20 protein-coding genes and 1 pseudogene are annotated in these 23,395 nt (G+C 50.6%); 9 read left to right on the top strand and 12 right to left on the bottom strand.

Features of this window, described 5'->3' with window-relative positions; genetic code table 11:
- Positions 1–250 precede the first annotated feature (250 nt).
- From hisG to ftsH3, 3 genes are all read left to right on the top strand, one after another.
- Positions 251–901 carry an ATP phosphoribosyltransferase gene (gene hisG / locus AC2215_RS15715; protein WP_486810937.1) on the top strand — a complete coding sequence of 217 codons (651 nt, stop codon included), beginning with the start codon at positions 251–253 and terminating at the stop codon, positions 899–901.
- A 38-nt stretch (positions 902–939) separates the two neighbouring features.
- Complete coding sequence (locus AC2215_RS15720) at positions 940–1,761, top strand: aminotransferase class IV (RefSeq protein WP_486810938.1); 822 nt, start codon at positions 940–942, stop codon at positions 1,759–1,761.
- A gap of 286 nt (positions 1,762–2,047) precedes the next feature.
- Complete coding sequence (gene ftsH3, locus AC2215_RS15725) at positions 2,048–3,892, top strand: ATP-dependent zinc metalloprotease FtsH3 (protein WP_486810939.1); 1,845 nt, start codon at positions 2,048–2,050, stop codon at positions 3,890–3,892.
- Between the two features lie 234 nt (positions 3,893–4,126).
- Here the strand turns inward: ftsH3 and AC2215_RS15730 are convergent, their stop codons facing one another.
- Positions 4,127–6,409, bottom strand: a complete 2,283-nt coding sequence (locus AC2215_RS15730) for a peroxidase family protein (RefSeq protein WP_486810940.1) — start codon at positions 6,407–6,409, stop codon at positions 4,127–4,129.
- A gap of 1,384 nt (positions 6,410–7,793) precedes the next feature.
- On the opposite strand from AC2215_RS15730, the gene AC2215_RS15735 reads away from it, so the two are divergent.
- Positions 7,794–8,387: a CpcT/CpeT family chromophore lyase gene (locus AC2215_RS15735; protein ID WP_486810941.1), complete on the top strand. Its 594-nt coding sequence runs from the start codon at positions 7,794–7,796 to the stop codon at positions 8,385–8,387.
- A gap of 190 nt (positions 8,388–8,577) precedes the next feature.
- On the opposite strand, the gene AC2215_RS15740 is transcribed toward AC2215_RS15735, so the two are convergent.
- The 5 genes from AC2215_RS15740 to AC2215_RS15760 form a co-directional block, all read right to left on the bottom strand.
- The gene (locus AC2215_RS15740) at positions 8,578–9,534 is read right to left on the bottom strand and encodes a DUF3598 family protein (protein WP_486810942.1); all 957 of its coding nucleotides are present in this window, start codon (positions 9,532–9,534) and stop codon (positions 8,578–8,580) included.
- A 223-nt stretch (positions 9,535–9,757) separates the two neighbouring features.
- Positions 9,758–10,363 carry a 3-isopropylmalate dehydratase small subunit gene (gene leuD, locus AC2215_RS15745; protein WP_486810943.1) on the bottom strand — a complete coding sequence of 202 codons (606 nt, stop codon included), beginning with the start codon at positions 10,361–10,363 and terminating at the stop codon, positions 9,758–9,760.
- Between the two features lie 62 nt (positions 10,364–10,425).
- A complete protein-coding gene (locus AC2215_RS15750; RefSeq protein ID WP_486810944.1) occupies positions 10,426–11,580 on the bottom strand; it encodes a methyl-accepting chemotaxis protein in 1,155 nt (384 codons plus the stop codon).
- A 305-nt stretch (positions 11,581–11,885) separates the two neighbouring features.
- Positions 11,886–13,298, bottom strand: coding sequence for a 3-isopropylmalate dehydratase large subunit (gene leuC / locus AC2215_RS15755; protein ID WP_486810945.1), 1,413 nt, complete (start codon positions 13,296–13,298; stop codon positions 11,886–11,888).
- 409 nt (positions 13,299–13,707) lie between these two features.
- Positions 13,708–14,352 (bottom strand): carboxymuconolactone decarboxylase family protein, encoded by a 645-nt coding sequence (locus AC2215_RS15760; protein ID WP_486810946.1) that lies wholly within the window; start codon positions 14,350–14,352, stop codon positions 13,708–13,710.
- Between the two features lie 64 nt (positions 14,353–14,416).
- Here AC2215_RS15760 and AC2215_RS15765 point away from each other — a divergent pair, with 64 nt between their 5' ends.
- Complete coding sequence (locus tag AC2215_RS15765; RefSeq protein WP_486810947.1) at positions 14,417–14,992, top strand: TetR/AcrR family transcriptional regulator; 576 nt, start codon at positions 14,417–14,419, stop codon at positions 14,990–14,992.
- Positions 14,993–15,011: 19 nt separating this feature from the next.
- Here AC2215_RS15765 and AC2215_RS15770 read toward each other — a convergent pair whose 3' ends face one another.
- The 6 genes and pseudogenes from AC2215_RS15770 to AC2215_RS15795 form a co-directional block, all read right to left on the bottom strand.
- Positions 15,012–15,899, bottom strand: a complete 888-nt coding sequence (locus tag AC2215_RS15770; protein WP_486810948.1) for an EamA family transporter — start codon at positions 15,897–15,899, stop codon at positions 15,012–15,014.
- A gap of 414 nt (positions 15,900–16,313) precedes the next feature.
- Positions 16,314–16,577 carry a hypothetical protein gene (locus AC2215_RS15775; protein ID WP_486810949.1) on the bottom strand — a complete coding sequence of 88 codons (264 nt, stop codon included), beginning with the start codon at positions 16,575–16,577 and terminating at the stop codon, positions 16,314–16,316.
- Between the two features lie 242 nt (positions 16,578–16,819).
- Positions 16,820–17,071 (bottom strand): annotated as a pseudogene (locus AC2215_RS15780) (Uma2 family endonuclease); the annotation flags it as partial.
- 65 nt (positions 17,072–17,136) lie between these two features.
- Positions 17,137–17,637, bottom strand: coding sequence for a PIN domain-containing protein (locus tag AC2215_RS15785; RefSeq protein ID WP_486810950.1), 501 nt, complete (start codon positions 17,635–17,637; stop codon positions 17,137–17,139).
- On the bottom strand, positions 17,634–17,882 hold the full coding sequence (locus AC2215_RS15790; protein WP_486810951.1) for a UPF0175 family protein: 249 nt from the start codon (positions 17,880–17,882) through the stop codon (positions 17,634–17,636). Before AC2215_RS15790 ends, AC2215_RS15785 begins: the two co-directional genes overlap by 4 nt.
- A 67-nt stretch (positions 17,883–17,949) precedes the next feature.
- Positions 17,950–18,927 (bottom strand): alpha/beta hydrolase, encoded by a 978-nt coding sequence (locus AC2215_RS15795; RefSeq protein ID WP_486810952.1) that lies wholly within the window; start codon positions 18,925–18,927, stop codon positions 17,950–17,952.
- 190 nt (positions 18,928–19,117) lie between these two features.
- Between AC2215_RS15795 and AC2215_RS15800 the strand changes: the two genes are divergently transcribed.
- From AC2215_RS15800 to AC2215_RS15815, 4 genes are all read left to right on the top strand, one after another.
- Positions 19,118–19,804 (top strand): RibD family protein, encoded by a 687-nt coding sequence (locus AC2215_RS15800; RefSeq protein WP_486810953.1) that lies wholly within the window; start codon positions 19,118–19,120, stop codon positions 19,802–19,804.
- A gap of 305 nt (positions 19,805–20,109) precedes the next feature.
- Complete coding sequence (locus tag AC2215_RS15805; RefSeq protein ID WP_486810954.1) at positions 20,110–20,298, top strand: hypothetical protein; 189 nt, start codon at positions 20,110–20,112, stop codon at positions 20,296–20,298.
- The gene (locus AC2215_RS15810; RefSeq protein WP_486810955.1) at positions 20,252–23,125 is read left to right on the top strand and encodes a tetratricopeptide repeat protein; all 2,874 of its coding nucleotides are present in this window, start codon (positions 20,252–20,254) and stop codon (positions 23,123–23,125) included. The genes AC2215_RS15805 and AC2215_RS15810 overlap by 47 nt, the downstream gene beginning before the upstream one ends.
- 70 nt (positions 23,126–23,195) lie before the next feature.
- Positions 23,196–23,333 carry a hypothetical protein gene (locus AC2215_RS15815; protein ID WP_486810956.1) on the top strand — a complete coding sequence of 46 codons (138 nt, stop codon included), beginning with the start codon at positions 23,196–23,198 and terminating at the stop codon, positions 23,331–23,333.
- The last annotated feature ends 62 nt before the right edge of the window (positions 23,334–23,395 follow it).

The following is a 23,395-nucleotide window of genomic DNA, read 5'->3' on the forward strand; positions in this document are numbered from 1 at the left end:
AGGAGACAAGGAGACAAGGAGACAAGGAGACAAGAGAATTATTCAATTAACTTATTCCCCATTCCCCATTCCCTATTCCCGACTTATTACTTATCACTTATTACTTATTAACGCGGTGTGCGCTCTTTTTGCGCTCGCCATATGGCAAGCGAGTCGAAAAATCCCCCATCCCCCATTCCCCATTCCCCATTCCCCCGTGCGGTCAGGTTTTGGATAAACAAGTTGCACATGACGTTATTACTTAAAAAAAATGCTCACCATCGCCCTACCCAAAGGTACCCTACTCAAAGAAAGTATCGCCCGACTCAAGGCAGTGGGTCTCGACTTTAGCGCCTTTCTCGATTCCTCCAATCGTCAACTTCAAATCCCCGATCCCACCCATCGTGCCCAAGCCCTGCTGGTGCGAACCCATGATGTTCCCGTTTACGTTGAATACGGTCAAGCCCAACTGGGAATTGTCGGCTACGACGTGCTGCGGGAGAAAACTCCGAACGTTGCGCATCTGGCAGATTTGAACTTTGGTAGCTGTCGGCTGTCGGTGGCGGTGAAGGCATCGAGTCCCTACCGACGGGCGATCGAACTTCCCGCCCACGGACGGGTGGCATCCAAGTTCGTCCACTGTGCCCGCGACTATTTCCGCAAGTTGGATTTACCGGTGGAAATCGTTCCTTTGTATGGTTCCGTAGAACTCGGACCAATTACAGGGATGTCGGAGGCGATCGTCGATCTGGTATCGACCGGTCGTACCCTCAAAGAAAACGGTCTGATTGAAACGGAAATCCTATTTGAAAGTACGGCCCGACTGATTGCCCATCCCCTCAGTTACCGCGCTGATACTCTGGGGTTAAGCGATATTGTCGATCGATTGCGCCAAGGTATCCCCGCGCCGACTCAGAGTTAAACCCGTTGCAGGCAACTGACCGACTGACTTAAACCAAGGTGAACGCAATCATATTTTGGTACAACGGTCAACCCCATTCGACCCAAACTCTAGAACTCGATATTACGGATCCGGGACTACTTTACGGGGCGACGGTATTTACGACGTTGCGGGTGTACGACACCCTAGAACATCCCCGAACTCAATGGCAGACCCATTGCGATCGCCTCAGAACTTCCATCCAAGATTTCGGCTGGTGCGAACCGGATTGGGAACGCCTGCGCCATGGGGCGAAACTCTTGAGCGATCGCGATCGGGTTTTGCGGGTGGCGATCTTCCCTGATGGCCGAGAATGGATAACGGTGCGATCGCTACCCCCAGATTTATCCCAACGGCAGCAAGAAGGGATTGTGGCGTGGGTGGCGGATCGACCCCAGTTTCGTCGTTCTCTTACCCCTTGGAAAACGGGGAACTATCTGCCCCCGTGGCTGGCGCTACAAGAGGCACGGAAACGCGAAGCCCAAGAAGCCATTCTCACCGACGAGGTTGGCAACTGGCTGGAAACGAGTACCGGAAACCTTTGGGGATGGCGGCAGGGAGATTGGTATACGCCACCTTTAGATGGGGGAATTCTGCCGGGATTGATGCGATCGCAACTGCTAACAGCCTTACAAAAACAGCAACAAACGGTTATCGAGGTTCCCTGGACTCCGGAAAGGGTACGAGAATTTGAGGCGATCGCTTATACCAACAGCGTCGTCGAAATCGTTCCCATCCACACCGTTCTCATTTCTTCTCATAATTCCCGATCGCTTTCTTATTTTCGCTATCCCCACCCTTGCGAACCGGTCGGGGAACTGCGGCAATGTCTGAGTGCTTGAGCTTCGGGAGCTTCGGGAGCTTCGGGAGCTTCGGGAGCTTTGGAGGCAGGGGAGACCATCAACAATGGGTCAGTTCCGACGAGCTTTTCCCGATCTCCGCATCACCACGTCTTTCTTCAACACCCCAAACCCCACACTCTACACCCCATTAATTTTTTTTATTCCGAATTTTGTATTGTATCGCTGTAGCACGATGGCAAACATCACGTTAAGATAAATTAACATAGATTAAAAGACTTATTATTAAAGTCCAGGCTCCCAAAAAAAAATAGGAGGATAAACCCCGGTGAATAAGCGGTGGAGAAATGCAGGGTTGTACGCGCTGCTGGCAATTGTTGTCATTGCCTTGGCAACAGCCTTTTTCGATAGACAACCCCAAACCAAACAAACCAGTCGGTATAGCGACTTTATCCAAGCCGTCGAGGCGGACAAGATTGAAGGGACGGTCAGCATCAGCGCCGATCGTACCCAAGCGATGTACACAGATCCCATGGGAAGCGGCAAGGTGATCGTCAACCTGCCCAACGACCCCGATCTGATTAGCATCCTCACGGAACACAACCTGGATGTGAAAGTCACGCCTCAGAACGATGACAGTTTCTGGTTGCGCGCCCTCAGCAGCCTGTTCTTCCCAATTTTGCTGCTGGTCGGTTTGTTCTTCTTGCTCCGACGCGCTCAAAGCGGTCCCGGAAGCCAAGCGATGAACTTCGGTAAGTCTAAAGCCCGAGTCCAGATGGAACCGCAAACCCAAGTGACTTTTGGGGATGTGGCGGGTATCGAGCAAGCGAAACTCGAACTCAACGAAGTGGTGGACTTCCTCAAAAATGCCGATCGCTTCACCGCCGTGGGTGCGAAAATCCCCAAAGGCGTTCTCCTCGTCGGCCCTCCTGGAACCGGTAAAACCCTCCTCGCCCGCGCCGTTGCCGGGGAAGCTGGGGTTCCTTTCTTCTCCATCTCCGGTTCTGAGTTCGTGGAAATGTTCGTCGGGGTCGGTGCGTCTCGCGTCCGCGACCTGTTCGAGCAAGCTAAAGCCAACGCCCCCTGCATCGTCTTCATCGATGAAATCGACGCCGTCGGTCGCCAGCGCGGTGCCGGTTTAGGCGGCGGTAACGACGAACGGGAGCAAACCCTGAACCAGTTGCTCACGGAAATGGATGGTTTCGAGGGGAATACCGGCATCATCATCATCGCCGCCACCAACCGTCCCGATGTTCTCGATGCCGCTCTGATGCGTCCGGGTCGTTTCGATCGCCAAGTGGTGGTCGATCGCCCCGACTATTCCGGTCGCCTGGAAATCCTCAACGTCCACGCCCGAGGCAAAACCCTGTCGGTGGATGTGGATCTCGAAAAAATTGCCCGTCGGACTCCCGGCTTCACCGGGGCAGATTTGTCTAACCTGTTGAACGAAGCTGCTATTCTCGCCGCTCGCCGTAATTTGACGGAAATCTCGATGGATGAAGTCAACGATGCCATCGATCGCGTCTTGGCCGGTCCCGAGAAGAAAGATCGGGTGATGAGCGAGAAGCGCAAATCCCTCGTGGCTTACCACGAAGCCGGTCACGCCCTCGTTGGTGCCCTGATGCCCGACTACGACCCGGTGCAGAAAATCAGCATCATCCCCCGCGGTGCCGCCGGCGGTTTGACCTGGTTCACCCCCAGCGAAGAGCGGATGGATTCGGGTCTGTATTCCCGGTCTTACTTGCAAAATCAAATGGCTGTGGCCCTCGGCGGTCGGATCGCTGAAGAAATTATCTTCGGCGATGAAGAAGTGACCACCGGTGCTTCCAATGACTTGCAGCAAGTGGCTCGCGTGGCCCGGCAAATGGTGACTCGCTTTGGCATGAGCGATCGCCTCGGTCCAGTGACCCTCGGTCGCCAGCAAGGGAATATGTTCCTCGGTCGGGAAATTTCCGCCGAACGGGACTTCTCGGAAGAAACCGCGTCTGCCATTGACGAAGAAGTACGCCGCCTGGTCGACCAAGCCTACGATCGCGCTAAACACGTAATGCTAGAAAATCGTCACATTCTCGATAAATTAGCACAAATGCTGATTGAGAAAGAAACCGTCGATGCCGAGGAATTGCAAGAGGTGATTAACACCAACGACGTCAAGATGGCCGCGATCGCCTAATTGAACCTCAAACCGAGTTCAACACTCATTAAGCATAGAAGAGGGGGTGATTCCGAAGATACCGGATCGCCCCTTTTTCGTGCCGGTTGTTCTGGATTGGGGGAGGGGGGGACGCGGGGATGCGGTGACGCGGTGACGCCCAGAGGGGGAAGACAAGGAACAGGAGGATTATTTAATTAATTTATTCCCCACACCCCAAACCCTACACCCCACACCCCATTCTCCGTTCCCCATTTAAACAAAGGAGAACCCATTGTTAAAGTTGGCGATCGCTTTATTCTCGAACACCGCAATGACATCGCTACTCCCTGCCACAGAGAGTTCGGTATCCCCAGAAACAACGGTCAAATCGTAGTCATCCGCACTGCCGACGAGTTGTACCGTATCCAAGTTTTGCCGGAAGTTGACGATCGTCGCAAAGCCGGAGCCTTCGTAGAACATGTCACCCGCTTCACCCAAAATAAACGAGTTCTGACCGCCATTACCTTGAAGGCGATCGAAATCGTTGGCACCGAGCTCATCGCCAACGCCATTGAGTACGTCGTCACCGGACCCACCCACGATCGAGTCATCGCCATTTCCGCCAAGAATAGTGTCATCGCCACTGGCGCCCCGGAGGGTATCATCATCGTCCCCACCTAATAGAACATCATCACCTCGATTTCCCCGGATATAGTCGTTACCCAGACCGCCAAGAATCGTGTCGTCGTCGTTGCCGCCGCGAATATCGTCGTTTCCTTCGTCACCCAAAAGAATATCGGCACCATTACGACCGCGAATACGATCGTTTCCGGCTCCACCCTCAATCAGATCGGCGAGATTGGTACCATTGAGAGTGTTATTCGTATCACTGCCCGAGATGGCGTTCTCGAACGGAACCTCGAAGGCATTGTCCTGAACGAGGAACGGATTATCGGTGTTATTGCGAATCACCTCGGAGAGGGTCGTATCGGCGAAATCCGGGTCGAGCAATTCGAGTTCTTCAAGTTCGCTCTCGTAGAAAAAGCGATCGCCATCTCGGGCACGTCCGAATTGGTCGGCAATAATAAAACTAAACGTGGGGCCGAGCAAACCGCCGTGGGAATCGGGAGCTTCAGAGATGCCACCAATCCACAAATCGATTTCGCTCACATCGTTGTAAACTTCGGCAAACAAACCATCATCGCCGCCGAGACCTTCGCGGAAGGGCAAATCTTCAAAGCTGGTAATGGGAGAATCGGGGAAGAGTTGGTTGTAAACTTCGACGTAGCCGGGGAGACCGGTGTCGCGACCCCGAGCGATATTCACTGAGGCCAAATCGAAACCCCCAGTTCCTGCCGGGAAGAGGAAATTCCGCACGCCGTCCACGACCAAGTTATCCAACTCCTGGGATTCCTGGAGAATTAACCCGCGCAGGGCAGAATCGACCCCATCTTCTTGAACCGTTTCCGGCGTGAAGAAGGAATCGGCCAAACTCACCTCATCCAATGCGTTATCTCCGAGTAGTTTAAGTTGCTCGGAGAGGAGGGTATGTCCCAAGCGATAAGCGGCATTGGCAAATTCCGTGCTGACGTTGGGAATCACCGTGGGGTCGTAGCCGCTGTAGGGGTCGAGGGTGTTTTCGCCAATTAGAATCGGCAAGAATTCTTCGTAGGTAATCTTTTGGATTTGACCACCCACCACCTTACGGGCAGATTGGTAGATAAATTCGTCTTGCAGAACCTCTGCATCCGTTTCGTCGCTGGTAGCAGCAAAAGCATCGAATGCCTCCACCAGTTCCGTTTCTCCGGCTTCTAAGCGCTCGTAGAGGTCGGTGGCAAGGCGATTGTGTTCCCGAACGAAGAGGGTGTGAACGGCGATTAATCCAATTTGCTCGTTGGCGCGAATGTCACCGGCAACAAACTGAAAATCTTCATTCCCGAGAACGCCTCCGCCAGCGTTTGGTAATGCGTCGTCTCCGGTGGGATTGACAACCAAAAGGGTTTCGCCGTTGTTCCCTTCGCTAACTTGAAGCTGACCGTTCTCGAAGCTTCTGAGGAATTCGGCCCGCTCGTCATCGGAACCGTAAACGCTGGAGGCATCGATAAAGGAGGTGATTTCGTTGATGGCTTCCCGAGGATTGCTCGGACTCGTTCCGGTTCCTTCTGCCGCACTCACTCGGATAAAAGGGAGAATGCTGCCATCGGAGAAGGTGGGGTCGCCATTGGGAACGATGATGGGGGTGAAGTCTTCGGGCGGAATCTCTTCGCCGGCTTCGTTTAAGTCCAAGTCGTGGTCGATAAACTGCCCCCACTGCCACAGCCAATCGCTTGCCCCCAGGAAGTTGGGAACGGATTCGGTTTGGTTGGAAACGGTATTGCTAATGGTTCGGGGATTGGGGAGGGTGGAGGTGATAAAGTCGCCACCTCGCGGTTCGCTGATGCCGTCTTCGTAGGCGTTATCGAAGAGCCGCAGCAATTCGTCTCCGGTTGCTCCGAGATCGAATTGATGGTTGTTGGTGCCATCAATCGTGCGAAATTCTAAGTTGAGTTCGTTCACAATTAACCTCTAACCTCAAAATAAAAAATACAAAGTGAAGAGTTCGATTGAGTCACAAAAATCTGGCATGACTTCTCCTTTCGAGTCTCGACAGACTTGCGTTCGACACAGTTTCAAAGATGTTGTCCCAGACGAAGGTCGTGTTCGTATGACTGGCGCTAGATCTATCTATCTCTGGGAAGCTAGAACTTATGCAGTTTGAGTCCTGCAATTGATGAGAGTTGAAAACGTTTGAATCTTAAAAAATCTCCCAGCATAGATTTTTCAGTATTTCTTTTGTTTCCTATCTATTCTTCGACCGATTTACGAAGTTTTATGCAAAGGAGAAGAAAAATATGAGAGCGAATGGAGTTTTATGAAAAATGAGAGGCTCAAACGCACATGAAGAGGAAGATGTCTTCATGTTGCAACATCATTCTTCGGGCTTGATTGTAATTCAATATAGGACTGGGTCACGAGAAATATGCATCTCGAATCAAAAAAGATTATCATCCAGCCACATGGCTAGAAATCATAGACTGGGGGCTCTCTGCGGTCAATTATTGCCGAACATTAGCGGGTTTTGAGTTCGACTTCAGCCAAGCCTGAGAGTGCAACAATATTGAATTGTCGATCGGTAAAGTTACTTATTGCGGATATTTTATCCACTTTTTACAGCAGAGATAACAATCCAACTGTGATTCTTACGGTAACACATTCGATCCGTGAATATACGATACTTTGATGAAGATTGTATAAAGCTAAAGCTATTTTTACGCAATCTTTCCGATCGAAAAAATTCTTATAAAGAAACAAAACTCAAATTTGGTAAAAATTTAAAGTAACAGTCTCCCTGGCGATCTCGAGTGTAGCTCAGCAGCAGTTTTTGCCGAGTCAAAGATCGAGGAGAGTCTAACATTTGAGAGGGTTGAGCGAGTCAAGTGAGCGAGTTACTTATTTCTGAAGGGGCGTACTAGTGCTGCTACGCAGAATTAAAAATGCAAAATGCAAAATTAAAAATTCTTACTGTGTATAGCTTTCACCAATTGAGAGCTGGGTAGTTATTTCTGCCGCATTGCACTAGTGCTGCTAGGCGGAATTAAAAATGCGTCTTGAAAAGTTGAACGGGACTCAAACCGACACCGCTCGCGATGCACGCAAAATTAAAAATGCTGACTGTACATAGCTTTCACCGGTTGCAAGCGGGTTAGTTATTTCTGCCGTGCAGCACTAGCCTGGATTATTCATCAAAACCTCAAATCCCGATCTCTCTCGAATCTCAAAAAACAGACTGTTTTTCAGGTAAATTGCCAATCTGCTTGCGAGACAAGGGTTGGGGAATTATTCGTCGAACCTCATGAATAATGCCAGCTAGAATCTAAAATCGTGCAATCTATAATTCTCAATGACCGATTTATCCTCCGTTCAAACTCTCGCGGGCTGGCTGGCCGGAAAATTTGACAATCAAGCTCAAGCCTTGGCGCAACCCACTTGGTTCGTTCGCCTTCACCTCTGGCATCGTCCCCTTCCGATTGCCATTTCTGGAAATATCGCCTTGTTTGCCGAACAAGCTTCGATTGCCAGCGAAAATCCCCCCTATCGGCAACGGATTTTGGAATTGCAACCCATCGCATCTGGAGAGATTCGGGTGCAATACTGGGCGTTTAAGGAGCCACAAAGGTTTCAAGGCGCGGGAGAAGACCCTGATGTCCTGTCTGGGTTGACGATGGAGGATTTAGAGGCCTTACCTGGTTGTACGCTGACGGCGAAATTACAACAGAATCGATTTAGCGCTCAACCTCGGGAGGGCGATCGCTGCTATTTTCAATATCAAGGTAAAACCCGGCAAGTGGTCTTGGGATTTGAGGCAAGCCCAGCTCAATTTAAAAGTTTCGATCGCGGTGTCGATCCCGATACCGGCAAAAGTTTGTGGGGTGCGCTTATGGGGCCTTACGAGTTTGAGAAGCAGCAGAGTTACGAGGTGGCAGTGGACAATTGACAATTGACCTCTGGAGGAAAAGGGTTAAGGGGAAAGGGGAAAGGGAAGAGATATAGCGCTACGCGAAGCGGGAACAGGGAACGGGGAACGGGGAACAGTAGACTCTCAGATAGTTTCAGGATTTATAAATGTCCTAACTAATTTGCGTAGTGCTATATTGATGATTTCAACTTAGCAATTGATTCGATTTTTAAAAATTATCCACTTTTCCTTCTGTAACTAAGGTCAAACTCGCCCACCCCCCTCGATCGTCGTAGCGGCGAATTAAGCGCTGGCGGAGGTTGTCTTCCATTAGCCAACCGGCTTCGATAAAAAACGGCTTGCGATTGATAATTTTCCGGGGAACCGTGCAGGAAGCACCATCGGGCAATAACAGGACTTGCACGGCATCTTCATCTCCATCAAATTGCACGACGTTCCCCCGAACCGTTGCCGTTGAGGTGAACTGCAATCCCGGTGCGCTGAGGGTTTGAGAGAGTCGATCGCCCTGCAAGTCGATCGCTAAGCGGGTGGAAAACATATCGGGCGATCGCCAATCGGGATAAAGCGTCACGGCAACGCCATCCCAGGTTCCCAATAATCGATCGAGACTCAAAGCCGGTAATTCCGTTGCGGTAATGTCTTGGCGAAACTCGCGAATCAGCGTAATGCTCGAGAGTTCGCTGGTCTTGGTAAATAACGGTATCAGTCGCAATCGTCGATCTCCACTCAGAAAACCCAATTCCGCACCCAATTCCGACACCGGGCTGAATTGCATCGCCCCGACGGAAAAAGCACCATTGGCAAAAAACAGCGTCCCGCGATTGAGGGTGCTGTATTGCAACACTTGAGGCGGTGCAATTTCCTGGGAATTTTCGTCAAAGCGCTGTATGGTTTGGCGAATGGACTTGTTTTGGTTCAACCCTTCTAGGGTAACGAGAGTGGGCATATCTTTTTGGATGCTGCCATCCGGGGAAAGTTGGGTAAAAGACCCTTTCCACGCTCCGATATGGTGGAGTAGGCTAGGCCATTGTTCGGGAAACAGTTCAGACACGATCGCATTCGGAGTTTGGGGACTTTGGGAGGCAAGGAAGAGGGGGGAAGATTGATGCGGGGATGGGGTGAGGAGGAGTAGAGAGACAAGGGAGAGAAAGTGTTGGCGAACCACTCAAAATTTTCTGTTTTCCACACCCCATTCCCGACTGATTACTGATTAACGCCATGTGCAACTTAATTCTCCAAAATCCTCTCGCACCGGGGAAAGGGGCAAGGGGGAAGGGGAAAAGGGGGATAAGTCTACTCGCTCACCATCCAAACGAGCGCAAAAAGAGCGCACACCGCGTGATTACTTAAAAATTCCCCACACCCCACACCCTTTCCCCAAAAATGACCTATGCACCTACGGAACTCCAGGCGAGATACGGCAAATTGGATGCGGTTTGGCGAATGCCGTCTGTATTCTCTACCAGTTGCCCGCAGCTATCCCAAGTTCCGCTGCGGAAACTCTGACGTACCCCCTCGGGCATGGAAATTGCGATCGCCAAATCGCCACAACGGGCTTGCATTGATTCTAAATCGACGGAGACGGTGGTTTGCGGGTTGGCAGCGATCGCCCCTTGGAGTTGTTGTACCGAGGCGGCATCGGCAGTGACGCAGGGAACGCCAATTGCCACGCAGTTGCCAAAGAAAATTTCGGCAAAACTTTCGCCAATTAAGGCTTCAATACCCCAACGAGATAGAGCTTGGGGGGCATGTTCTCGGCTGGAACCGCAACCGAAATTGGCATTGACAACGGCAATATTGGCTCCCCGATACTCGGGGTTGTCGAAGGGGTGCTCCCCCGAGGCAGCGGCGCGATCGTCGGCAAAGGCTTGTTCTCCCAGACCATCGAAGGTCACGCAGCGTAAAAAACGCGCGGGAATAATTCGATCGGTATCGATATCGTTACCGGTCACGGGAATCCCTCGTCCGGAGATGGCTGTTACTTGAGATGTCATTTGATTATTTCCTTGATTGTGGTTTAGAGTTATGTACTTAGAATTCCGAATTCCGACTTCCCTCACGCCATCTTTTTCAAAACCTGTACCGTGCGATCGAGCTTTTCGGTTCCCATTTTCACTAAACTGATACTGGTGGCGGTTCCAGCTGCGGTTTGGTTGATATTATTCATCGTTTCCACAACCTGCTGGATGGCGAGGGCTTGCTGTTTGGCGTTGAGAGAAATTTGCTGGGCGTTGAGGGCGATACTATCGATGGAATTGGTGACACCTCGGAAGGCTTCAGCGGTTTCGCGGGACATGCTCACTCCATCATCGACCATTTGGCTGCCTTCTCGGGTGACGGTTACGGTGGAATCGATCGCGGTTTGAATATCGGCGACTAAAGCTTCGATCGAGTCGGTGGAGCCTTTAGAGCGATCGGCTAAGGAGCGAATTTCGCTGGCGACGACGGCAAACCCCTTCCCGTGTTCTCCAGCCCGAACCGCTTCGACAGCAGCATTGAGCGCTAGCATATTCGTTTGGTTGGCCAGATCGCTCACCAATTTGGAAATCTTACCAATCTCGTTCGCTTTATCGGTCAAATTGGCGATCTGGGCTTGCAAATCCATCACTTGATGGCTGAGGACAGACATGGCCGATTCCGTTTGTTCGATCGCTTGAAGACCGGATTCGGCTAAGCGCAGTCCTTGTTGGGCTTGCTCGGCTGCGGAACTGGCTTGTTCGGCCGACTGCTGGCTCGATGCATTCAGTTCGTCCATCGTGGTGGTGGTTTCGTTGACGGCAGCCGCCTGTTGAGCGGTGTTGCGCTCCTGCAAAGCCATGGTTTTGGCAATCTCCCCCGAAAAGCTATCGAGTTCCATGGCAATTTCTCCCAGTCGTTGGGAAATTTTCGCCGTTGCCGATCGCAGAAAGTTTGCCATCAATAGAATTTGGACGATAGTAGACGCGATCAGAAACCAACGTAATCGCATCAAAGTCGCTTCGAGTTGCTCGTACTCTTGCTCGGCTTCCTTTTCGGGAATTGCCACGCCATCTGCCTCGAGCTGCTCGATGGCGCGATCGTGAGATTCCACCACTCGCCCAAATGCGACATAGGCCGTATGGACGCTGATGTAGGTAAATCCAATTTGGCATAAGTAGGTGAATGCGGGAATCAAACCTCTCAACCAAACGACAAAAGCGAGTTTTCGGTTCTTTAACCGTTTATCTAACATAGGGTGCTGTCTCCGAAGAATACCCCGATCGAACGTCTCATCCAGGGGGAGTTGCAGGCCAGCAAAAGAGTCATCGAATCATCTGAGATCTCAAATTCCCGAGAATCATCACCCAATCCCGCGACCCAATTCGAGGATCGAACCATGGGATCTTTGGCGACGTATCCCCGGACATGGGGAAGCTGTGACCACAAAAACCCGCAGTTATTGTCACCTAGAGAGGGTCGCGGAGAAATGCGATCGCCGACGAGGGACAAAAATCCCCCTTGCACTCTACCTCAAACTCGATCTCAACGATCCTGATTTTACAAATTCCCGATTAAATCGCGAACGTCACTGACTTCCCCGCGAATCGCGGCGGCCACCACCATTGCCGGACTCATCAGCAGGGTGCGACCGGAAGCCGATCCCTGGCGACCTTTAAAATTGCGGTTCGAGGAGGAAGCACTCAACTGAGAACCTTGGAGTTTATCGGGGTTCATCGCCAAACACATCGAGCATCCCGCCTGTCGCCATTCAAATCCCGCCTCTTCAAAAATGCGATCGAGTCCCTCCGCTTCGGCTTGGGCTTTCACCGCTTCCGACCCCGGTACGATAAAGGCTTTCACCCCCTGAGATACCTGGTTTCCCCGGGCAAATTTCGCCGCTTCTCGCAGATCGCTCAACCGACCGTTGGTACAACTGCCGACAAAGCAAACATCGACTTTGGTGCCGCGAATGGGAGTGCCCGGTGTCAGTTGCATGTAACGATAGGCTTCCTCGGCTAAAGCGCGATCTCCTTCGTCGAGTTCTTCGGGGCTGGGAATGGTTTCGTTAACGGAAATTCCCTGTCCGGGGGTGATGCCCCAGGTAACCGTCGGGGCGATGTCGGCCGCGTCAAAGACCACCACATCGTCGTACTCGGCATCCTCATCGCTGCGAATGCTCTCCCACCAGGCCACAGCCCGTTCCCAATCTGCGCCCTTGGGGGCAAATTCTCGATCTTTGAGATACTCGTAGGTGGTGCGATCGGGATTGACGTAACCGCAGCGCGCCCCCCCTTCGATGGACATATTGCAGGCGGTCATCCGTTCTTCCATCGTCATCGCCTCGAAGGTGGTTCCGGCGTATTCGTAGGCGTAGCCAACTCCCCCTTTCACCCCCAGCTTGCGGATGATGTGGAGAATCACATCTTTGGCGTAAACCCCCGGACGCAGTTCGCCGTTGACTTCGATTTTGCGAACTTTGAGCTTGCCCAGGGCGAGGGTTTGGGAGGCGAGAACGTCGCGAACTTGGCTGGTGCCGATGCCAAAGGCGATCGCCCCAAACGCCCCGTGGGTCGAGGTGTGGCTGTCTCCGCAGGCGATGGTCATGCCCGGTTGGGTGAGTCCCTGTTCCGGGGCGATGACGTGAACGATACCCTGACGACCGGAACCGACGTTGTAGAAGGGAATACTATTTTCTTGACAGTTTTGTTCGAGGGCACAAATCATCTCCTCAGCCAAATCGTCGGCAAAGGGACGCGCTTGATTTTGGGTGGGAACGATATGATCGACCGTGGCGATGGTGCGATCGGGAAACAAAACGTTCAGTCCCCGTTCTCGGAGCATGGCAAAAGCCTGGGGACTGGTAACTTCGTGGATGAGATGCAAGCCGATGAAAAGCTGAGTTTGACCGGAGGATAACGTCCCCACGGTATGCATATCCCAAACTTTGTCGAATAGTGTTCCCTTACTCATGATGCCAATGATGCAAAATTGTCCGCTTTGTGACTTTTTATCGTAACAAATTCGGGTGTTGGCAGTGAGGCAAGAGCCTAGTTGACTGACAAAACTTACAAAACTTCCGGCAATACTTGTCAAAGGGGGGACCGATCGACGCTCGCTAGTGGGTCGTGAATCACCCATATGGTAAGGGTTTGAGCTGTTAGTGCGACCGACTTTCCCGGACGGGTAAAACACGCCCCTCGAAACTGCTCGAAGCTTATCGCTCAAACCCTGACTCCAAAAGAGCGATCGTATTCAACGCTCGACTTTTGTCTGTCAACCCGGTGCGAACGGTTACATCAGAATCCACGTACGCGAATCTCTTACAGTTTTTGCCGAACGCTCGATCTTTTTTTCGTCGTTGAAGTTAAGAACCGATCGATTAAGTTGAAGCAGCCGTTGTTATTGGTTTCGACCAAGCATGGGGTTGAAAAACTTTATCAAGAGGTGTTGTTGCGATATGATTAGTATAGTTATGAATTACTTTAACGGCAATGCCTAAAATAACTTCAAGAACTTGTTGCTTGGTGTATCCAGCCGCCATAAACTCTTCAATCTCTAGATCTTCAACCCAGCCACGGGTTTGTACCATCCTCTGGGTAAAGTAGCGCAGGGCTTGTAATTTCGAGTCAGATAATTGTGTTCCATTTCGCAATGCTTCAATATCTTCCGCTGAAACACCAGTATGCTTGGCTAGACCGGTATGGGCTGCCATGCAATAGTGACATTCGTTTTCGTAATTAATGGTAAGATAAACAACTTGTTTTTCGATCGCACTAAAGCTCGTACTTTCAAACAAATCCCACAATGCCATTCCACCTTTTAGCAGTGCGGGAGATTCAGCACAAATTCCTTCTAGGTTGGGAATAAAACCGAAAGTTTTCTTAGCGTGTTCGAGGGAAGATTTTGCGGCTTCTGGTGCAGTTTCTAGAGTGTGAATTTTAAAATTCATTGTTTCTTCTCGTTTCTTTTGCTCGTCGCAAATTTTAGTCAGGGAAGCATGAACAATTAAAGTGCGATGCTTCAACCTGTTGCTAGTTTATCAATAAGGAGACAAGTTTGTCTACACTAGCTGATTTACTCAAATATTTATGACCTCTAAATCTAGCCCTGCCCGAGATCGCATCCTGGGTGCAGCCTCAGAATTGTTTTATCAGAAAGGCTTTCAAAACGTTGGTATCAATGAAGTAATCGCTGCCTCGGAAGTCGCAAAGCGAACCTTTTACCGACATTTCTCGTCCAAGGATCGGTTGATGTTAGAAGTGATGCGCTACCGCGCTCAAGAGTGGTTGCAGTGGTTTGAGGATTCACTCGAGCGACCAGACAGCACCCCGAAAGAAAAACTTCTCAGGAGTTTTGACGTGCTTGGAGAGTGGTACGCTCAGCCAGATTTTCGTGGATGTCCGTTTATCAATGCCGTCCTAGAAATTGCCGATGCCGAACACCCCGCTCACCAAGTATCCGTGGCGTTGCGTGCAGCCATCCGCCACCACATCATGAAACTAGCAGCTGAAGCGGGAGTTCAAAATCCGGAATCATTTTCCCAGCAATACTTACTCTTGATTGGAGGAGCAAGTTTAATGGCGACGATCGAAGGGACGCCTTCGGGAGCAAAGCACGCTCGTCAAGCGCTCTCAGTTCTGATCGATGAGAATTTGGGAACATGAGGGGAATGGGTCATCTCGATTATCCCGAAAGGGCAATACAAATGACACCCAAAACCATGACGATGGCTCCAGCAACTCGTTCTTTAAAACCCGTTTCTTTGAAAATTACTTTACTCCAAATGACGCTAAAAACAGCACTAGTTCGTTTTACGGAAATGACGTAAGGTACCAGGGTTAAATTGAGGGCAAACATTTGAAAGGCTACGGCGATCGCATTGAATAACCCGATCGAAACTAAGCTTTTTCGGAATGAGAAGGGAGAAATAAGATTTCCCTTGCTCCCTGTGAATCCCAATTTAGATTGAAATATCACAAGGGGTGATAACAGTAAAGTAATCCCCGCAAACATTGAGAACACCCAAAAAATCGGTGCAGAATTTTGGACGCCAATCTTATCGAAATTTGCCGTAATACTCCATAAAAATGCCACCAATAATCCCAGCTTCGTTCCTCTCTCTTTCCAGAGCATTTTAAACGGTGCGAGATAGCCGGCTTTGCGAGCATTCAAATTGAGTAGATAGGCTCCCACAACAATGAGGGCAATCCCCACAAACCCGCTTTGATTGGGAAACTCACCCACGATTAACGGCGAGGTCAGCAATAAAAACAATGGTGTGAACGTCGTCATCGGAGCCACTTTCGATAAATCTGATGCTTGAATCGCTTTCATCAATGCGAGAAACGACAAACCATTGAGGGTGCTATTAATTACTAATGCGAGAAAAAAGCGATCGCCAATCTCTGGAACTCCGGTTATCCAAACCAGCGGTAGGAGGAAAAAAACTGTAAAAAAGTTTAACGACCAGGCAACAATATAGACATCGTTAGTTTCGAGAGATTTCTTATTAAAAACATCGCGAAAGGATTCGCAAGTGGCAGTGGTGAGGGCGAATAAAAACCAGAGCATCGGTTAAGCACGATCGAGGGAATGAAGCGTTCGATATTGTTCGATCGAGTTAGATGCAATGGGGTAGTGAAATTTCACGATCGTTTTCAGGATCTGAGGAATGGGTAGACCTGACTAGTGTATCCCGAACTGATGTTATCGACTAGTGCTGCTACGCAGAATTAAAAATGCGCGCATTGAAAATTAAAAATTCTTACTGTACATAGCTTTGGGCGGTTGAGAGGTGGTCAGTTAGTTCTGCCCCGCTGCACTAGATATTGGAAGGAAAAGGGGAAAGAAAACAGCACTCGATCGCAATCATCGAAGAATCGATCGAATTTTGAATCGAGTTAGGACATTTCCACCGATACGATTTGTGGGAACGCGAGCAAGAGATGTTTGGGAACGCACACGCTTTGCGAACACACGATTGTCCTAACTTGAAATCTCTTCAACTCCCGGAATCTGGGATTGCCAGCACTGGTGAACTCCAGCTTCGCGACTGCTACATTGTACCGCTCCGAATGCCAGCACGCCTAATGCTAAACCGCCCAGAGCAAGACCCATTTTAAAGCGATCGCGGCGAGAGGGGGTTGCATTTTGGGTGAGACTCGATCGCAACTGCTCGTTTGACTTCTTGAGATCGTTACCTGCTCTTAAGCGATCGAGATTAATGCGTGCTTGCTTTTTTCCTTTCATGACACTGTTTGAACCTCTCATGGCAACTGGCGATCGTTGCCTGTCTGTTTCCAGAGTAAAGGGAGATCTCCGATTTGTCGTTGCAGAAAATCTCAGGACTTTGTCGCGGTAAAATCTCAGGAAAATTCAGGCGATCGCTCAGTGAATTTTGACCTAAACTCAGCCTCAAGTCAGGAGAGATTCAGTTTTTCGTGGAGTGTCGGCAACCTCAGTGTGGGCGTGAAGTAGGAGGTTGGGGGAGTTTAGAACGACAGTTTTTGAAAGAGATCGGCAACGGGTAGAGCGAAACCGGGAAGCACATCTTCGCCGTCGAGGGAGTCGATGGATTTGAGCAAGCGATCGGCTTCTGTGGCACAACGATACACCAAAATGTAATGCTCTTGGGGATGAACGATCCAGATCGAACGCGCGCTATTTTCAAAATCCTTCACCAGTTTAGCGTGCATTTCTTCGACTGTATTGCCTGGAGAAAGAATTTCGATCGCCAAATCCGGTGCGCTGTCAAGGACGCTATCAGGAAGTAGGAATTATGAAATGGCGACGGAAGAAGTCGATCGCCTTAAGGTCGAGTTTCGCCAACCATTTCTAAAATTCGATCGTACAACTCTGAAGATATTCTAAATCTTGAAGTGATAATTAGTTCGTCGATGAGTGGTTTAACTGCCGTAACTAAGTTTTGGAGCTTCGCTTCCACTAAAATACCTAACAGACCCGTAATTCTAATTCCTCGGCGATTCGCTTCAGCTCTCCCACGACGCTCATCAATTAATAGCAAATCCGCATCGATTTCCAAATAAAGAGCAATCGCTTCCGACTCTCCAAGATCTAAATTAACCTTATCCTGTAAATGTTTGACAACTTCGCGATCGTTGACTTGGCGAACATCAATCCAGGCTGCTCTTTGAACTTCTAAAGTTCCTGGAACTGGAGGAGCGATATTGGTTAGTTCGCGGTATACAGCTTCAGGGATAGTAACGCGCTCGTAAAGTTGAGGTAAAAGCTGTAACTTTTGAATAGCCGCTAAGTTGGTAATAACGGATGTATCGCTAATGATAATCAAATTCTGCCTAACTCCCGCAAGTTTTTTAAGTCGAGTTCAAAATCGTCCACTTCATAAGAATAGAGCGGAATATTTCGCTGCTTGAGGAGTTGGCGAAATTCATCCAATGGCATCTGAGCTAACTGACTCCCATAACCGAGAGTTAAATGACCGGTTGAAAACAGATGTAGAGCAATTTCTTGGCGAAATTCATTGGGAGTTAGCCCCGAAGCTTGCAGGATATCTTCTGAAATAACAACACTCACGATCGTTTGACTCGATTGAGGGATACTTTTAGAGTAGCGGAAAAATTTTCCTTTCAACCCTACTCATCTAAAACTTTTCCCCCAGTCTACTCAAAAATCGATCTATACTTTGACTCCATAAATCTCGATCGACTGTGACGAGTAACTGATGTCCGGCATCGGGAAAAAGCGTCAGTTGTTTTTGGGCGGGAAATGCCGCCATTAATTCATCCATTTGAGTCAAACTCATCCATCGATCGCCCTTGCCATGCAACACTAAAGTCGGACAGGAAACTTGCCGCGCATCGTCGATGGGATTGTGCGCGAAACCGTTAAATCCGTGCTGAAGGCCGCCCCAAAAAACCACCAGTTCCGCCATGGGAAATGTTGGCATTCCCCGAGCGGCGAGGCGGACTCTTACGGCATCTAACAGGCGCGAAAAGGGCAGTTCGAGGACGATCGCATCGGGGGTTACATTCTCTCGCGCAACGGCCTGGAGAATCGCCGCAGTGCCCATCGAAACACCGTACAGAATAATGGGCGATTGCCGTTGGAATTGCTGTTGCAATTGTCGGGCGTAGGTCACCGCCAGGGCAACATCTTTGGCTTCCCGAACGCCGATGGTACTGGTACTGCCGCTGGAACCGCCCACCCCTCGGAAATCCACCAGCAGCGCGTCGTAACCGAGGCGGTGAAGGACTTGTGCCGGTGCGAGGAGTTGTTTGCCCTTGCTGCCGCCTTGGCCGGGAAAGAGGAGAATCGTGCCTTTGGATGCGGAGGGATTGGGGGCGGGTACGAACCAGGATTCGAGCCATTCTCGATCGCCCACCGGAATGCGATCGGTGGTATATTCGAGTCCGAAATCTGTCGGGAGGCGGGAATTCACCGGTCTGGGCAAACCGATGCCGAAGGTTCCCGGTGGGGTAAAGTGGGTGAGGCTGTAGGCAAACAGAAATGCCAGTAGATTGAGCATCGCTAAGAATCCTGCGATCGTCCAACCCAGCCGTCGCCGCCAACGCCGATGTCGCCAAAAGCCACCAAATCGCGCTAGAAATCGGTAAGCCACGAAACTCTCTCATCCCAAACTCGCGTTATCCCTATCAACCCTTCCCAAAGAGTCCTTTCCCGAAACCCCGCATCATCTCAAATTCGGTTGAATCACCATAATTCCGGTGAATGCGAGCAGGGGGAGCGGGGGCGGGGAGAAAGTGAGTCGTGGGATTTGTATATTATGGTTACCGGATCTGAATATCACCATGAAAAAGCCCAAACGCCCTCATACCACTGTTGTCTTTGCCATCAGTGCCGATGGTAAAATTTCCGATGTGGCGCGATCGCAAGAGAAATTTGGCTCAGATGACGACTACACCCATCTCATGCGTCAAGTTGCGCTCGCGGATGCTGCCATCGTCGGTGCATCAACCCTGCGCGTGGGGGGGAGTTCCGTGCGGGTGCGCGGTGACGAACTCCTCGAACTTCGCCAGCAGCAGGGCAAACCGCCCCAGCCGGTGCAAATCGTCTGCTCGAATTCCGGTAAAATCGACCCGGATTTAAAGTTTTTCAACCAACCCATTACCCGGTGGCTGATTACCACGGAAGAAGGGGCGAAACCTTGGCGAGAGCGATCGAGTTTCGATCGAATTTTGGCTTTCGATACCCCCGAGAAAACCGTCGATCTCAATGCGGCATTAGAAGAGTTGGCAAATTCGGGAATCGATCGCTTGGCGGTACTGGGCGGTGGCGGATTCGTGGCGGCCCTCTTTGCGGAAGATGCGATCGACGAACTGCATCTCACCGTCTGTCCTCTGATTTTTGGCGGCAGTACCGCACCGACTCCCGTGGATGGAGATGGATTGCTTCCCCAAATGATTCCCCAGCTCGAATTATTATCGTCGAAAACCGTGGGACATGAGGTTTTCTTGCACTACCGGATTTTGCGCTAGGGCAATGCTATAGTAGTCGATTCATCTACCACAATCAGTTATGGAAAACACAAATTTATTAGATCTGATCGCCGGGGGTTTAGCTGCGGTTATTTTAATTGCGGGTTTGGTGATGCTCTTTAGCGGGATGTCGGCATTAGGGGATGAAGATAAGTAGGGCGGGCTCGATCGATATCTGGTAAAGAACAGAGGGGGAAAACGTCACAAAAAATACGATCGAGATTGCGCACCCCAACCCCTAAACCCCATTTGAAAAATTTGGATTACATTAAGATCGGCGAAACTCCTCAGATTCTCGATCGAAGATGGCAACGGAAATTTTTATGGTGCGCACGGAAGAACAGGATAAGTTCATGCCGGTGTTGCTATCTCACACCACTGGGTTGGGAAAACGGGTGTGGAATCAGCTGAATGCGCCGCTATTTGAAAAGAAGGGGGCAAAATCCGATGCACAACGAGCGAGAAGATTACAACACACCCATTGCTGGGCATGAAAAAGCGATCGCATTCGACCCCACAGATGCTTCTTCTTATAACAGACTCGGTAACCGCTACAGCGAACGAGGAGAAGTCGCAAAAGCCATCGCTGCCTACGAAAAAGCGATCGCACTCGACCCCAACGACGCTATCTCTTATCACGGACTCGGTAACCGCTACAGCGAACGAGGAGAGACTCAAAAAGCCATTACTGCCTACGAAAGAGCGATCGCACTCGACCCCAAAGAGGCTCGATACCACTACAATCTGGGCATTCTCTACACAGAGCGAGGAGAGACTCAAAAAGCCATTACTGCCTACGAAAGAGCGATCGCACTCGACCCCAAAGAGGCTCGATACCACTACAATCTGGGCATCCTCTACACAGAACGAGGAGAGACTCAAAAAGCCATTACTGCCTACGAAAGAGCGATCGCACTCGACCCCACAGATGCCTTCCCCCATAACAATCTAGGCAACCTCTACACAGATGAAGGAGAAAGTGAAAAAGCGATCTGCGCCTACGAAAGAGCGATCGCCCTTAACCCCAATTTAGCTGCCCCCCACAATGGACTGGGTAACCTCTACAACGAGCGAAGAGAGAGAAAAAAAGCCATTACTGCCTTTGAAAAAGCCATCGCACTCGACTCTACAAATACCCTCACCTACTACAATCTGGGCATCCTCTACACAGAGCGAGGAGAGACTCAAAAAGCCATTGCTGCCTTTGAAAAAGCCATCGCATTCAACCCAAAATTAGTCCTCCCCCACACAGAGCTGGGCATCCTCTACAGAAATCGAGGCGAGAGAGAAAAAGCCATTGCTGCCTACGAAAGAGCCATCGCCCTCGACCCCAATGATGCTTTCCTCTACGAAAGACTGGGTAACCTCTACAACGAGCGGGGAGAGGATGAAAAAGCGATCGCGGCTTACGAAAAAGCCATCGAACTCCACCCCAATGATGCTTTCCTCTACGAAGGGCTCGGCCGGTTTTACAGAGATCGAGGCGAGCGTGAAAAAGCGATCGCGGCTTACGAAAAAGCCATCGAACTCCACCCCAATAATGCCTACCTCTACAACGGACTCGTGGAAGTGTATCGCGATCTGGGGGAGACCGCAAAAGTCATCGCACTCTACGAAAAAGCCATCGAACTCAACCCCTATGATGCCTGCTTGTACGAAGGAATCGTGGACATGTATCGCGATCTGGGGGAGACCGCAAAAATCATCGCACTCTACGAAAAAGCCGTCGAACTCCACCCCGATGATGCCTACCTCTACGACGAACTCGTGGACGTGTATCGCGATCTAGGAGAGACTCAAAAAGCCATCGCACTCTACGAAAAAGCCATCGCACTCCACCCCGATGATGCTCGTTATTACACTAGACTGGGTAACATCTATCGCGATTTGGGAGAGACTCAAAAAGCGATTGCCGTCTACGAAAAAGCCGTCGAACTCCACCCCGATGATGCCTACCTCTACGACAAACTGGTGGCACTGTATCACCAGGGAGGAGAGGAGGAAAAAGCGATCGCCGTCTACGAAAAAGCCGTCGAACTCAACCCCTCATCTACCTACCTCTACGACAAACTGGTTGCACTGTATCGCGATCTAGGGGAGACCGAAAAAGCGATCGCCGTTTACGAAAAAGCCATCGAACTCAGCCCCAATGATGCCGACTTATACGACAAACTGGTTGCACTGTATCGCGATCTAGGGGAGACCGAAAAAGCGATTGCCGTTTACGAAAAAGCCGTCGAACTCAATCCCACATCTGCCTACCTCTACGATAGACTCGGTCTTCTTCTTTTTATCCATGGCGATCCAACAGACGACGAAAAGGCAATTGCCGCCTTAAAAAAAGCCATCGAACTTGACCCCCAATGGGCTTCCCCTCACAACTATTTGGGTCTGCTCTATAGCGCTCGAAGAGAGGAAGAAAAGGCGATTGCTGCCTTAAAAAAAGCCATCGAACTTGACCCCCAATGTGCAGTTCCCCACAACTATTTGGGTACGATCTACAGCGATCGAAGAGAGGATGAAAAAGCCCTTGCCGCCTTAAAAAAAGCCATCGAACTTGACCCCCAATGGGCTTCCCCCCACAGCGATTTGGGTATGCTCTACAGCGATCGAGGAGAGGATGAAAAAGCCCTTGCCGCCTTAAAAAAAGCCATCGAACTCGATCCCAAGTACGCCTCAGCCTACAAGAATTTGGGTTGGTTTTACAACGATCGAGGAGAGGATGACAAGGCAATTGCCGCCTTTGAAAAAGCCATCGAACTCGATCCCAAATGGGCCTCCCCTCACGAAGGACTCGGCTGGTTCTACAGCGATCGAGGCGAGAGTGAAAAAGCTCTTGCCGCCTTGAAAAAAGCCATCGAACTCGATCCCAAATCTGCCTCCCTTCACGACGGACTCGGCTGGTTTTACCTCCTCCAAGACAACCCGACGCAAGCCCGAGAAGAATTTGAAACCGCTATTGGCCTCGATCCAAATTACTACAGTCCCGTTTTCAACCTCGGTTTAGTCTTCGCCCTTCAGGGAAATCTCGACAACGCACACCACCAATGGCGTCAAGGCTTGGCACTCTGTCAAAATGAGAACCCTTGGGATCGAGCATTTCGATCGGTTTGTACCCTAGCACTTGGAGAATCCGATCGCGGCATTGCCGAACTGCAAGCCCTCATCAAATCCGGGGTATCTATAGGCGTACTCAAGAATGCCCTCGAAAATGCCGAAGTTCTCGCCCGATGTCCCACCCCACCTGCGGGTATCGATACCGTCGTGGAACTGTTGAAAGAAGCGATCGGGGGACGGGGAGAGGGGAAGAGGACGCGGTGACGCGGGGACGCGGTGACGCGGGGACGCGGGGACGCGGGGATGGGAGAAACGGGAGCAAGATGCTCCCACTATGAACTCCGAATTCTCCCCAATTCCGAATTCCGAACTCAGAACTCCAAATTCCGAACTCCGAATTCCGAACTCCGAATTCCCCCATGGCGGCAATCCACACACCACCAAACAGAAGATCGATCGCCACGGGCATTAAAATAATTACAATGGGCGAGTCTGTGGAGTCAGCCGCGCCAACGCCAATACCATCACACGCAA

The organism is Zarconia sp., from assembly GCF_057467645.1.

Bases quoted from the DNA above. Each gene is read 5' to 3' on its own strand.
- hisG (WP_486810937.1), top strand. From the start codon at position 251: ATGCTCACCATCGCCCTACCCAAAGGTACCCTACTCAAAGAAAGTATC.
- AC2215_RS15735 (WP_486810941.1), top strand. From the start codon at position 7,794: ATGACCGATTTATCCTCCGTTCAAACTCTCGCGGGCTGGCTGGCCGGA.
- leuD (WP_486810943.1), bottom strand. From the start codon at position 10,363: ATGACATCTCAAGTAACAGCCATCTCCGGACGAGGGATTCCCGTGACC.
- AC2215_RS15750 (WP_486810944.1), bottom strand. From the start codon at position 11,580: ATGTTAGATAAACGGTTAAAGAACCGAAAACTCGCTTTTGTCGTTTGG.
- leuC (WP_486810945.1), bottom strand. From the start codon at position 13,298: ATGAGTAAGGGAACACTATTCGACAAAGTTTGGGATATGCATACCGTG.
- AC2215_RS15765 (WP_486810947.1), top strand. From the start codon at position 14,417: ATGACCTCTAAATCTAGCCCTGCCCGAGATCGCATCCTGGGTGCAGCC.
- AC2215_RS15770 (WP_486810948.1), bottom strand. From the start codon at position 15,899: ATGCTCTGGTTTTTATTCGCCCTCACCACTGCCACTTGCGAATCCTTT.
- AC2215_RS15775 (WP_486810949.1), bottom strand. From the start codon at position 16,577: ATGAAAGGAAAAAAGCAAGCACGCATTAATCTCGATCGCTTAAGAGCA.
- AC2215_RS15800 (WP_486810953.1), top strand. From the start codon at position 19,118: ATGAAAAAGCCCAAACGCCCTCATACCACTGTTGTCTTTGCCATCAGT.
- AC2215_RS15805 (WP_486810954.1), top strand. From the start codon at position 20,110: ATGGCAACGGAAATTTTTATGGTGCGCACGGAAGAACAGGATAAGTTC.
- AC2215_RS15810 (WP_486810955.1), top strand. From the start codon at position 20,252: ATGCACAACGAGCGAGAAGATTACAACACACCCATTGCTGGGCATGAA.
- AC2215_RS15815 (WP_486810956.1), top strand. From the start codon at position 23,196: ATGAACTCCGAATTCTCCCCAATTCCGAATTCCGAACTCAGAACTCCA.